8 protein-coding genes are annotated in these 13,257 nt (G+C 66.9%); 4 read left to right on the top strand and 4 right to left on the bottom strand.

The window, feature by feature from the left end:
* Positions 1-116: 116 nt before the first annotated feature.
* Entirely contained in the window at positions 117-557 is a 441-nt protein-coding gene (locus OK015_RS13955; protein ID WP_268132292.1) for a DUF402 domain-containing protein, read from the bottom strand.
* 93 nt (positions 558-650) lie between these two features.
* Positions 651-3,371 (bottom strand): FHA domain-containing protein, encoded by a 2,721-nt coding sequence (locus OK015_RS13960; protein ID WP_268132294.1) that lies wholly within the window; start codon positions 3,369-3,371, stop codon positions 651-653.
* A 230-nt stretch (positions 3,372-3,601) separates the two neighbouring features.
* Here OK015_RS13960 and OK015_RS13965 point away from each other — a divergent pair, with 230 nt between their 5' ends.
* The 4 genes from OK015_RS13965 (at position 3,602) to OK015_RS13980 (ending at position 10,879) form a co-directional block, all read left to right on the top strand.
* Complete coding sequence (locus OK015_RS13965; protein ID WP_268132296.1) at positions 3,602-5,653, top strand: serine/threonine-protein kinase; 2,052 nt, start codon at positions 3,602-3,604, stop codon at positions 5,651-5,653.
* Between the two features lie 167 nt (positions 5,654-5,820).
* Positions 5,821-7,980, top strand: a complete 2,160-nt coding sequence (gene uvrB, locus OK015_RS13970) for an excinuclease ABC subunit UvrB (RefSeq protein ID WP_268132298.1) — start codon at positions 5,821-5,823, stop codon at positions 7,978-7,980.
* Between the two features lie 25 nt (positions 7,981-8,005).
* Positions 8,006-9,412 (top strand): MFS transporter, encoded by a 1,407-nt coding sequence (locus OK015_RS13975; RefSeq protein ID WP_268132300.1) that lies wholly within the window; start codon positions 8,006-8,008, stop codon positions 9,410-9,412.
* Between the two features lie 48 nt (positions 9,413-9,460).
* A complete protein-coding gene (locus OK015_RS13980; protein ID WP_268132302.1) occupies positions 9,461-10,879 on the top strand; it encodes an MFS transporter in 1,419 nt (472 codons plus the stop codon).
* On the opposite strand, the gene OK015_RS13985 is transcribed toward OK015_RS13980, so the two are convergent.
* Complete coding sequence (locus tag OK015_RS13985) at positions 10,855-11,574, bottom strand: MgtC/SapB family protein (protein WP_268132304.1); 720 nt, start codon at positions 11,572-11,574, stop codon at positions 10,855-10,857. The two genes, OK015_RS13980 and OK015_RS13985, sit on opposite strands and share 25 nt — an antisense overlap.
* Before the next feature lie 41 nt (positions 11,575-11,615).
* Positions 11,616-13,187, bottom strand: coding sequence for a glycosyltransferase family 39 protein (locus tag OK015_RS13990; protein ID WP_268132306.1), 1,572 nt, complete (start codon positions 13,185-13,187; stop codon positions 11,616-11,618).
* Positions 13,188-13,257 lie beyond the last annotated feature (70 nt).

The following is a 13,257-nucleotide window of genomic DNA, read 5'->3' on the forward strand; positions in this document are numbered from 1 at the left end:
TCGCTGCGAAAACTGATTGCCGCTCACGGTGGCGAGCGTCGACTCGTTGTCACGAAATTCGCGAAAAAACCGCATCACGTCGACGTTCGGCGGGCGGGGGCCGGCCCGGCCTGGGCTTACCGGCCTCGCCAGCTGAGTTCGATGCCGTCGCGGGCCAGCCAGCGCTGCAGGTCATACCCATTGCGGGCCAGTCCTTCGACGGTCTGCACGGCCCGATGCACCGCCCGCTCGGCGACTTCGGCCGCCAGCAGGCCTTGGCGCACCGCATCCAGCAGTTCGTCGACGTCGGCCAGCTCCGCACCCGCGCCGGTGCGTACCTCGATATCGAGGTAGTGGTCCTCGGAGCTCCACACCTCCGGACCGCGGGTGTATTCGCCCACATCGAGGTAGTAGTCATGGTCACGTTCATGGCCCGGATTGAAGTGGAACACCGTGGCGCGCAATCCCAGCGACGGAAGCAGCCAGGATTCCAGGTAGTGGAACTGGACCCGGCCCGGCGTCGGCCGGGCGACGTAGAGCCCCCACGGGCGCACCGCGTATTCGTCGACCGCCCGCACGATGCCTTTGGGATCGGTGTTGGTGCGGGCGAGCAGGTCGAATGTCTCGTGCTTCGGTGGGTGGATGGCGTCACCCTACCGGGATCTCGACGGTCAGCGGCGCAGCCGGATCTTCCACCGGACAAAGCCGAGATAGAGCAGCGACAGCCCGGCCAGCATGCCCATGTCGGTCAGCCAGGTCTTGGAGGTGTGCTGCCAGAACCGGTCCTGCGAGAGCAATGAATCCGGTACCAGGTGCCGCACATCGACCGTCGAGGCCGCCGCGGCGTAACCCCAGCGCGCCGGCATCACAAACGACAGCTGATCGAGACCGAGCCGGCCGGTCACCGGGACCATGCCGCCGCACAACACCAGCTGCGCCATCACCGCCACCACGAACAGCGGCATGATCTGCTCGCTGGAGCGGACCAGCGACGAAATGGCCAGGCCGAGAATTGCCGACGCGACACACGTCGCCGCGACGGTGGCGAACAGCTCGACGGTGGCTGCGACCGTGCCGTGGCCCAGCAGCACGCCCCCTCGTGTCGGTGCGCTCTTGCCGATCACCACGATCGTCGTGATGATCGCCGACTGCACGATCGCGAACCCACAGAAGACCCCCGTCTTGGCGAGCAGGTAGGCGGTCGTGGACAGCCCGACCGCTTGTTCACGCTGGAAGATGGCGCGTTCACCGACCAGGTCGCGGATCGTCAGCGCGGTACCCATGAACGCCGCGGCGGGCATCAGCAGGGCCAGTATCTGGGCGGATTCGTCGGGTGTGCCCGCGTTCGGGCCGGGCAGATGGAACCCGTTCGCGCCCGGGACCGTCAGTGACAGCGACCCCAGAATGAACGGCAACAGCGCCAGGAAGATGAAGTAGGCGCGGTCGGCGACGACCAGGCGGATTTGCCGCCGGGCGATCGTCGAGATCTGGCGCCGCACGCTGGTGTGCACCGGCTTACCCAGTTCGCCGGGCTCATCGGCCTTGGCCGCCAATGGTTTCTGGGGACGCCGCTGCGCCTCGTCGCGTTCCAGGAAGCGCCGGTTGGCTTCCTCGGGATCGGCGCCGACCTTGGTGAAGATCTTGGCCCAGTTGCTGGTGCCCATGGCCGTACCGATGTGGTCCGGCGGGCCGCAGTAGGCCGTCTTGCCGCCTGGCGCCACCAACAGCAACTGGTCGCACAGATCGAGGTACGACAGCATGTGCGTCACCACGATCACCACGCGCCCGGCGTCGGCCAGTTGGCGCAGCATCATCATGACCTGGTGGTCGAGGGCGGGGTCGAGGCCCGACGTCGGCTCGTCGAGGATCAGTAGCGACGGCCCGGTCAGCAGTTCCAGCGCCACCGAGGCACGTTTGCGCTGTCCGCCGGACAGCTTGTCGACGCGGGTGTCGGCGTGCTTGGTCAGGTCGAGTTCCTCGAGCACCTGGGTGACGACCTTGGCGCGGTCGGATTTGCTGGTGTCGGGCGGCAGCCGCAGTTCGGCCGCGTAGCCCAGCGCCTGGTTCACGGTCAGTTGGCGGTGCACGACGTCGTCTTGCGGCACCATGCCGATCCTGCTGCGCAACGACGCGTACTCGGAGTGAATGTTGTGGCCCTCGAAGGTAACCGAGCCGGAGCTGGGGGTGGTGTATCCGGCGATCAGCCGGGCCAGGGTGCTCTTCCCGGCGCCGGATCCGCCGATGACGGCGGTCAGCGTGCCGGGGCGTGCGGTCAGCGAGATGTTGTCCAGCAGCTGTTTGCCGTTGTCGACGACGTACTTGACGTCGCGCACCTCCAGGCCGCCGGCGCGCGTGGCGGCCTCGCTGAGCTTGGTCAGGGTGCCGTCACGGAAGATTAGATCGACGTTGCCGATGGTGACCACGTCGTCGTCACTCAAGATCGCCGACCCGACCCGGGTGCCGTTCACGAACGTTCCGTTGATGCTGGTGTCCCGGATCTCCATGCCCAGTGACGTGGGAATCAACGTCGCGTGCTGGCGCGAGGCCAGGACGTCGGAGACGACGATGTCGTTCTCGGGGGCGCGCCCGATCGTCTTGGCGCCGGCGGTGCCCGCGGCCGAGGACGAGCGCGGTGAGAGCAACTTCACAAAGCGTGTGGCGAGGTTCGACACGTCGGCGGTCTTGGCGTCGATCACGGTGGACTCGGTAGGCGGCGTCGGGTCCACCTGGGCCGGCGGAGCGCTGTCGGGCGGCGAGCCGGCCAGCGATCCGGTGTTGACGACGGTCAGTTCCTCGGGCGGGGCCGCTCGTGGTGGTAGTGGTGGCGACGGCGGTGGCATTCGCGGCGGCGCCTTGCGCGGCCGAGTGCCGGGATGCCTTGGTGGACCGGGCATTTGGGGCTGTCTGGGCGGCACGCGGGGTGCCGGATTGGAGCCGCTACGCGGCTGGCTTCCGCTCTGCCGCGGCGGTGGCGGGAGCGGCTGCGAGGTGGTGGTCGGTGGGTCCGGAATCGCCGACCAGGCGATCGTGGGTGGTCCGTTCGGTGCCGACCTGGTCTGGGGCGGCCCCGTGATCTGGCCCTGTTGCGGTCCGATGGCGAACGTCAGCCGAGGTCCCTGGGGATTCCCGACGTTAATGCTCTGGCCGTCGTGGATATCGACGACCGGCATCCGGTAGCCGTTGACGTAGGTCCCGTTCAGGGAACCGTTGTCGATGGCGAGCCAGCGGCCCTGGTCGAAGCGCAGGATCAGGTGCTCGCGGGATATCCGCGGGTCGGGGATGCGCAGGTCCGCATGCTGGTCACGTCCGACGATCACCTCGTGACCTGCGGCGAAGGTGCGTTGAGACCCGTCGTGCCGAATTGTCAGGACAGGTGGGGCGGGTCGACTCACTACTCAAGTATCGGTGCGCCGAGTTGCTGCTCCCCATCGGACTCGCCTGTGACTTAGCTTTGTTTCGATTCGGCGGCTTCATAGGCAGTTCATAGCGTGCAGCCGCCTGTCGCCCATCCGCGTCCGGCATGATTCGAACCGGAGGGCTCAGAGGGGGATCTGCCGGACTGCCGAACAGTGAGGTTTTGGCGTGCCCGGGGGAATGTCGAGACATGAAGGGGCAATCACACATGGACGAGCTGAAGCGCCCAACCCGGCGCCTCGGCAGTGGCCGACGGCTGCTGACTAACCCGCGACTGGCCCGTGAGGCGCTGCGCGCGGGGTTTCATTCAGCAACCGTCGCACACCTGTTTCGTCGCGTTCCCCCGGTCAACTCGGCTGAAAGCCCAGAACTCCCGCCCGCCCCGGTGGACGAGCCGCGCAGCGAGGGCAGCGGATCGCGCCTGGCGATGGCCAATGGCGCTTCCTTCGCGGGCTACACCATCCTGCGGCCCCTGGGCAGCGGCGGGATGGCCGAGGTCTACCTGGCTTTGCATCCGCGGCTGCCGCGCCGCGACGTGATCAAGGTTCTCGCCGAGGCCGTCACCGCGGACAGCGAGTTCCGCGAAAGGTTCAACCGCGAGGCCGATCTCGCGGCGACGCTGTGGCACCCGCACATCGTCGGGGTGCACGATCGCGGTGAATTCGACGGTCAGCTGTGGATCTCGATGGACTACGTCGAGGGCACCGATGCGTCCCGGCTGGTGAAAGAGCGCTATCAGGACGGGATGCCGATCCACGAGGTGTGCGCGATTCTTGAAGCCGTCGCGGGCGCACTCGATTATGCGCACGATCGCGGCTTGCTGCATCGCGACGTCAAGCCCGCCAACATTCTGCTCACCCATCCTGGGGATGACGATCAGCGAATCCTGTTGGCGGACTTCGGTGTAGCGCGGCACCTGGGGAATATCAGCGGGATCACCGAGACCAATGTCGCCGTCGGAACGGTTGCGTACGCGGCGCCCGAGCAGTTGACCGGTGCCAACATCGACGGCCGGGCGGACCAATATGCGTTGGCCGCCACGGCATTTCATCTGCTCACCGGTGCTCCGCCATTCCAGCATTCCAACCCGATCGCGGTGATCAGCCAGCACCTCCACGAGGATGCGCCCCGGCTCAGCGACTACCGCCCGGACTTGGCGCATCTCGACGACGTGTTCTTCAAGGCGCTCGGGAAGCAACCCGCGGATCGGTTCGAGCGGTGCCGCGCATTCGCCGCCGCCGTCGCTGCGCAGGCCGACGGTGCTGGGGAGACCGGTGGCGCCGCGATCGCTGCCGACGGGGGCCGCGGAGCGCGTGGCCTCGTCGCGGCGGCCTACCACCGGTTCTCCTCGAGAGCCCGGTGGTCGGCGGCGTTGGTGTGCGCAGTCCTGATCGCTGTGGCGGCGACCTGGTCGACGCTGTACTCGTTTCAGCCGGAAAGTCCGCAACCTAACCCGGCGTTGGCCTCGCGACCGTCCGTGCCGGCCGCGAGCGCCGCACCGAAGCCCGGGGGACCGGTCCTCAACGGCACCTACCAGTTGACGTACGACCGGTCCAAGAAGACCACCAACGGCGTCGCGATCCGTCACGACGGCGCCGACACGAGCTGGTGGGCGTTCCGTTCCGCCTGCACCACCAACGGATGCGCGGCCACCGGCACCATGCTGGACGACACCAACCACCAAGCGGCCAGCACCGCCGACGGCGGCGAAACCGACACGCTGCGTTTCGTCGGCGGATATTGGCAGGGCGCGCCGCAGCAAGAGCGGGTCGGCTGCCGCCAGCCGAATGGCCAAGTCAGGGCGACTCAGCAGGAGACCGTCGCCTGGTCGCTGGCTCCGCAGCCGGACGGCACGCTGCGAGGCACCGAAACCGAAACGGCGTTGAGCAACGAGTGCGGCGCCCAAGGAGCCGTGGTGCGGGTCCCCGTGGTCGCGACCCGGGTCGGTGACGCGCCCGCGGGGGTGACGTTGGCCGATCCCAGCCAGGTGATCAATACCTCGACCACGCCGGCGCACCCGGTGCCGGCCGTCCTCGGTGGCTTGTGCACCGACGTCGACAAACTCGCCTACGACCCGACCAGCAACCAGCAGGTCGTGTGCGAAGGCAACACCTGGGACAAGGCGCCCATTGCGACGGGAGTGCATGCCGCGGGAAGCTCGTGCGATCTGCCCGACGTGCCGGTGTTCGCGATGTCCACCTCGAACGACGGCTACCTGCTGCAATGCGATCCGGTCACGCGGGTGTGGACCCGGCACTGAGGCGGCTTGTCCGTGCGCGCATCGATGGGCGACTGTGAAAGTCGACATCACCGGCGGTATCGCGTCAGCGGCTCGAGTGGTTGTTCCCACGAGGTACTCGTGTGACGAATGTGGCTGCGGCCGTCGGCATCGGGACACTTGTCGGTGCGCGCCTCTACCCTGGGGACATGGCTTTCGCCACTGAACATCCGGTCCTCGCGCATTCGGAGTACCGCGCGGTTGATGAGGTCGTGCGCGCCGGCGGCCGGTTCGAGGTGGTCAGTCCGCATGATCCCGCAGGAGACCAGCCGGCGGCCATCGAGGAGCTGGAGCGGCGCATCCAAGCGGGGGAGCGCGACGTCGTGCTGCTCGGCGCCACCGGTACCGGGAAGTCGGCGACCACCGCCTGGCTGATCGAACGGCTGCAACGGCCCACCCTGGTGATGGCGCCCAACAAGACGCTGGCCGCCCAGCTGGCCAATGAACTGCGAGAGATGTTGCCGCACAACGCAGTCGAGTACTTCGTTTCGTACTACGACTACTACCAGCCGGAGGCATACATCGCTCAGACCGACACCTACATCGAAAAGGACAGCTCGATCAACGACGATGTGGAGCGGTTGCGGCACTCCGCGACGTCGTCGCTGCTGTCCCGTCGCGACGTGGTGGTGGTGGCTTCGGTGTCGTGCATCTACGGCCTGGGCACGCCACAGTCCTACCTGGACCGTTCGGTCGAGCTGCGGGTGGGCAGCGAGGTGCCGCGGGACGGGTTGCTGCGGTTGCTGGTCGACGTGCAGTACACCCGCAACGACCTGTCTTTCACCCGCGGCTCGTTCCGGGTGCGCGGCGACACCGTGGAAATCATTCCGTCGTATGAAGAGCTCGCGGTGCGTATCGAGTTCTTCGGCGACGAGGTCGAGGCGCTGTATTACCTGCACCCGCTGACCGGCGACGTGGTCCGTCAGGTCGACTCGCTGCGGATCTTTCCGGCGACCCACTATGTAGCCGGTCCCGAGCGGATGGCGCAGGCGATTTCGACCATCGAGGAAGAGCTCGCCGAGCGGCTCGCCGAATTCGAGGGCCAGGGCAAGTTGCTGGAGGCCCAGCGGCTGCGGATGCGCACCAACTACGACGTCGAGATGATGCGGCAGGTCGGGTTCTGCTCGGGCATCGAGAACTACTCGCGTCACATCGACGGTCGCGGGGCGGGGACGCCGCCGGCAACGTTGCTGGATTACTTCCCGGAGGATTTCCTGCTGGTCATCGACGAGTCGCATGTCACCGTGCCGCAGATCGGCGGCATGTACGAGGGCGACATGTCCCGGAAGCGCAACCTGGTCGAGTACGGCTTCCGGTTGCCGTCGGCATGCGACAACCGCCCGCTGACCTGGGAGGAGTTCGCCGACCGCATCGGGCAGACGGTGTACCTGTCGGCGACCCCGGGCCCCTACGAGCTGAGCCAGGCCGCCGGTGAATTCGTCGAGCAGGTGATCCGGCCCACCGGTCTGGTCGACCCGAAGGTCGTGGTGAAGCCGACCAAGGGGCAGATCGACGACCTGATCGGGGAGATCCGCAAACGCGCGGAGGCCGACGAGCGGGTGCTGGTCACAACTCTGACCAAGAAGATGGCCGAGGACCTCACCGACTACCTGCTGGAGATGGGCATCCGGGTGCGCTACCTGCACTCCGAGGTGGACACGCTGCGCCGGGTCGAACTGCTGCGCCAGCTGCGGCTCGGCGACTACGACGTGCTGGTCGGCATCAACCTGCTGCGGGAGGGTTTGGACCTGCCCGAGGTGTCGCTGGTGTCGATCCTCGACGCCGACAAGGAAGGCTTCCTGCGGTCGGCGCGCAGCCTGATCCAGACGATCGGTCGTGCCGCGCGCAACGTCTCGGGTGAAGTGCACATGTACGCCGACAAGATGACCGACTCGATGACGGAGGCCATCGACGAGACCGAACGGCGACGCGCCAAACAGATCGCCTACAACGAGGCCAACGGCATCGACCCGCAGCCGCTGCGCAAGAAGATCGCCGACATCCTCGATCAGGTCTATCGCGAGGCAGACGACTCCGAGAACGTTCAGATCGGCGGATCGGGCCGCAACGCCTCGCGCGGTCGGCGGGCACAAGGGGAGCCCGGTCGCGCCGTCAGCGCCGGCATCATCGAGGGTCGCGACACCGCCAGCATGCCGCGCGCCGAACTTGCCGACCTGATCAAAGATCTCACCGCGCAGATGATGGCCGCCGCCCGTGACTTGCAATTCGAGCTGGCCGCACGGTTCCGCGACGAGATCGCCGACCTCAAAAAGGAATTACGCGGAATGGACGCTGCCGGTCTGAAGTGACCACGGCACCTCATACGGTGTAGGGGTGACCAACACGGCGAGCGACACCGGCAGTTGGCGCGAACTGCTGGGCAGCTACCTGGGAACGTCAACCGTCTTGGCCGGCGGAGTTTTCCTGTACGCCACCAACGAGTTTCTGACCACCAGCCTGCTCCCGAGCACCGTCGCCGAGATCGGGGGCGGCCGCTTGTATGCGTGGGTGATCACCCTGTATCTGGTCGGATCGGTGGTTGCGGCGGCCACCGTGAACACCCTGCGACTGCGCTTGGGTGCGCGCTCCTCGTTCCTCTGGGGCCTGGCCGTTTTCGGCATCGCGAGCATCGTGTGCGCACTGGCCCCGAACATAGCGGTACTGATAGCCGGACGTGCCCTGCAAGGCGTGGCCGGCGGACTGTTGGCCGGGTTGGGCTATGCGCTCATCAATACGGCACTACCGCGTTCGCTGTGGACCCGCGGTTCGGCGCTGGTGTCGGCGATGTGGGGCGTCGCGACCTTGATCGGGCCCGCGATCGGCGGCCTTTTCGCGCAGTTCGGGTTGTGGCGGTGGGCGTTTGGTGCGATGACCATTCTCGCCGCACTGATGGCGGTGTTGGTGCCAATGGCACTCAGCGACGGCGATGCCGGCCCCGGCGGTGCGGCTCCGATCAATAAGGTGCCGGTGCGTTCGCTTCTGTTGATGGGCGCCGCCGCCCTGGCGGTCAGCGTTGCGGAGTTGCCGCACAACGTTTTCGCAACCGTGGGGCTCCTGGTGGCCGCCGCATTGTTGGTCTGCGCGTTTGTGTTCGTCGACTGGCGGATGCACGCGGCGGTGTTGCCGCCCAGCGTATTTAGTCACGGACCGTTGAAATGGATTTACCTGACCATGGCGGTGCAGATGGCTGCCGTGATGGTCGACACCTACGTGCCGTTGTTCGGCCAGCGGTTGGCGCATCTGACACCAGTCACGGCGGGATTCTTGGGTGCCGCATTGGCGCTGGGCTGGACGATCGCCGAAGTTTCCAGCGCATCGCTGAGTGACCCTCGTGTCATCGGCAGGGTGATCGCGGCGGCACCGTTGGTGATGGCGTCGGGTCTGGTCCTGGCCGCGGCAACCCAGCGCGCCGACGCGTCGACCGGCGCCGTCCTGGTCTGGGCGGTGGGGTTCCTGATCGCCGGAATCGGGATCGGGATGACCTGGCCGCATCTATCGATGCGCGCCATGGACACCGTCGACGACCCGGCCGAGGGCGGCGCGGCGGCCGCGGCGATCAACACCGTCCAATTGATCTCCGCGGCTTTCGGGGCGGGCCTGGCGGGCGTGGTGGTCAACAACGTTCAGGGTGGGGACGTGGCGGCGGCTCGCTGGTTGTACGCCGTCATTGCGGTGCTGGCAGCGACAGCTGTCGTCGCGTCCACCAGGGCCAGCCGGCGCGATCGTCGCGCACCGCGCTGACGCTGCGAAGCGCTCACGAAACGCGGGACCGCCCCATACGGTGTACGAGTGACCGACACGTCGACCGAGACCGGCAGTTGGCGTGAGCTGCTCGGCCAGCACCTCGGGATGTCCGCCGTCCTCGCCGGCGGCGTTCTGCTCTACTCCACCAACGAATTTCTCACCGTCAGCATGCTGCCGACCATCATCGCCGACATCGGCGGAAGTCGGCTGTTTTCCTGGGCGACGACGCTGTATCTGGCGGGTTCGGTAGTCGCGGCCGCCGTAGTCCACCCGATGCTGCAGCGCATCGGGGCCCGGTGTTCGTATCTGATCGGGCTCACGGTGTTCGTGCTCGCCAGTCTGGTGAGTTTTATGGCACCCAATATGCAGGTTTTGGTCGCCGGACGCGGATTGCGCGGAGTGGCCGGCGGACTGCTGGCCGGCCTCGGCTATGCGCTGATCAACTCCGCTTTGCCGCGTTCGCTGTGGACCCGCGGCTCGGCACTGGTGTCGGCGATGTGGGGAGTGTCAACGGTGATCGGGCCGGTGACGGGCGGGATTTTCGCGCAGCTCGGCCTCTGGCGCTGGGCGTATATCGCAATCGCTATCTGGGCCGGGCTGATGGCGGTTTTGGTGCTGGCCGTGCTCAAGCCCGACCGGGTCGACTCGTTCGGCGAGAAACCGTTGACGCCCATCCGCAAGGTGCCGATCTGGTCGCTGCTGCTGATGGGTTCGGCCGCACTGGTCGTGAGCGTCGCGTCGGTGCCGCAGCACCGGGCGGAGAACCTGGGTCTGCTGTTCGCCGGCGTGTTGCTGGTGGTTGCCTTCGTCGTCGTCGACGGGCGAGTGTCGGTAGCGGTGTTGCCGCGCAACGTATTTGGCCCAGGGCCGTTGAAATGGATCTACCTGACCATGTCGGTGCAGATGGTCGCCGCGATGGCCAATATCTATGTGCCGTTGTTCGGTCAGAGGCTCGCGGACCTGAGCCCGGTGGAGGCCGGATTTCTTGGCGCAGCGCTGGCCACCGGGTGGACCCTCAGCGAGGTCGTCAGTGCTTCGCTGACCAATCGGCGGGTGATCGCGCGCATCATCGTCGTCGCTCCGTTGGTGATGGCGACGGGCTTGGCGCTGGCCGCCGTCACCCAGCGCGCGTATGCCCCGCTCGGGTTTGTCGCGCTGTGGGCTCTGGCACTACTGATCACCGGGGTCGGCATCGGGGTCGCCTGGCCGCACCTTGCCGTGCGTGCGATGGATTGCGGCGACGACCCGGTGCAAAGCAGTGCGGCGGCCGCCGCGATCAACACCGTCCAACTGGTCTCTGCGGCTTTCGGGGCCGGGCTGGCGGGGGTGGTGGTCAACCTGGCCGAGGCCGATGATGCGACGGCGGCTCGCTGGTTGTATCTCGTTTTCGCGGCGTTGGCGGCGACTGGTGTCGTGGCGTCGTATCGGGCGATACGGCTTCAGTCGGGCTCATCCTCGTCGTGAAGCACCGCGATAACCCCATCGACGTTGGCGAACACGTGCCGTGCGTCGGTGATTTTGGCGCCCGACAACGTCATCGTCACCGCGACATGACCTTCGTCGACGTCGTGCGGGGCCCCGTCGAGTTCGAAGAGATGCCAGTTTTTGTGCCCGCAGATCCGAAGTACCTGCCGCAGCACGCCCTGTCCGTCTTCATAGATGAGATGTAGCCGCGTGGTCCCGCGCAGCCTTGCGGTGAGTTGACGCTCCACCGCGTGGAAGGCCAGCGCGCTGACAAAATGCAAGGCCACGACGGCGGTGGCGAGCAACAGCAGGCCGGCACCGGCTGCCATACCGATCGCGGCCGATTCCCAAACCGCCGCCGCCGTGGTCAGCCCGTGCACCGCACCACGGCGGGTGATGATGATGCCCGCGCCCAAAAAACCTATCCCCGAGACGATTTGGGCCGCAACGCGGGACGGATCCAGCACAACGGTGCCGCTGGCCACGGCATCGGCGAACCCGTACTTGCTGATCATCAGGACCAAGGCCGACGATGTCCCGACGATGGTTTGGGTTCGCAGTCCCGCGCTCTTGCCCTGCACGGTGCGTTCCAGGCCGATCAGTGTCGTCAAGCCGAATGCCGCGAAAAGCTCGACAAGGTGACGGCCGTTCTGGGCAACGCCACCGAACAGCGGGTCTGCCAGCAAGGTCTGCATGTCGCCAAGCTAGCCCAGGTGCACCCGGGCATGCCCACCCGTCAGCGCGTCGATTTGACAACCTGCGAGTAGTGGAACTGCCACCGCTCGACGATGTGAAAGCCGAGGTAGCTCGGGAATCGATACGCGGGGGCGCGGCCGAATATGCCCGGTGACAACGCTTGTCCGACTTGGTGATCGGGGAACGACTTGTCGTAGTTGGTGATGGTCCACAACGTGGTGCATTTGTTGATCTTGGCCGTCGTCAGCCACACCGCCACGTGACCGTCCCACAGCGAACCGACCTTCGGGCCGTAGACACCGCGCTCCACGTCAATCAGCGATCGATACGCCGCCGGTCGGGTCGCCAGCAGGGCACGGATCGGACCCGGCCGCCACGGCACCGTGTTATCCGCCAGCAGGCAATCCCCTGGAGCGGCGTGCGAGCTGATCACATCGGCCACCTGGCTGTAGTCCCAGCCTTCCTTGGCGTACGGCCAGCGCTGGACGAACAGGTAATCCGGCACCGCCGCGACCACGAACAGCAGCACGACACCGACAATGGGCCACCGCCGGCGCGCCACGGTGATGATGCAGATTGCCAGCAGAACGGCCATCGCGGGGGTGGTCAGGATCAGGTAGCGCGGAAAATACATCGGCTCGCCGATCGCCGAATAGACCACGACGGCGGCGGTGGGCAGCACGATCCACCCGACGCAGATGATCACCAGGCGGCGCATCTCGCCGGCCGGGGCGGGCGCGCCGAGCAGTCGGGCGACGATCGCGGCCACCATGACGACGGCGCTGAGCACCGCGAACGGAACGCTGTGGTCGAAGTACTGCCGCTGCGTGATGTCGAAGGCGTAGTGCCAGCTGACCGGGAAAAGCCAGTCGACCTGAAATGCCTGACCATGCGCGAACACGATGAACGGCGTCATGGCGCCCAACGCGACGGCCGTGCTGGCCGCCCACCAGATGGCCGGGGACCTCAGGGCGCCCTTGGGCGCCAGCAACGGCAGCATCGCCGCGTAGACGAGGACCAGCAGGATCAGGTTGAGGCTCAGCAGAATCGACACCATCAGCGAGACGGCGTAGCCCACCCACAGCCGCGGCCGATTGCGCCGCACCGCGGTGACCAGCAGAACGGTCAGCCAGATCGCCGCGGCCACCGACAAGGCATACGAGCGAGCTTCGATCCCCGCCCACGTGGTGCGCGGCAGGATCGCGAAGACGACGCCCGCGCATACCGCGGTGCCGCGTCCCGGGGTGAATTTCCTGGTGAACACGACGACACCGGCGGCAGCGGCACCGATCGCGAGGGCGCTTGGAACCCGCGACCAGAATTCGGTCGGCGGAAAGACAGTGAACCATCCGTGCATCACCAGGTAGTACAGGCCGTGCACGGCGTCGATGTGGCCCAGCAGTCGCCATAATTCGGGCAAAGTCCGGCTCGCCGCGGCCGAGATCGTGGCTCCCTCGTCGAACCACAGCGAAGGCCGACTGGCCCAGGCGCCGCTGATGACGGCGGCCAGAACGGCCACCGCCAACGGGTCGAGCAATCGGCCACGCGTGGGCGCCGGCCCGGATTGGGCAACGACATCCGAAGAGCGCTGCTCGAGGGCGGACGTAGCCATGGTGCTTGTCACTGTAAGGCGCACCGGATCGACCTGGTCACCAGCAGTGGGCCCCGCTGGGCGCAGCGCC

The organism is Mycobacterium sp. Aquia_216, from assembly GCF_026723865.1.
Taxonomy (GTDB): Bacteria; Actinomycetota; Actinomycetes; order Mycobacteriales; family Mycobacteriaceae; genus Mycobacterium.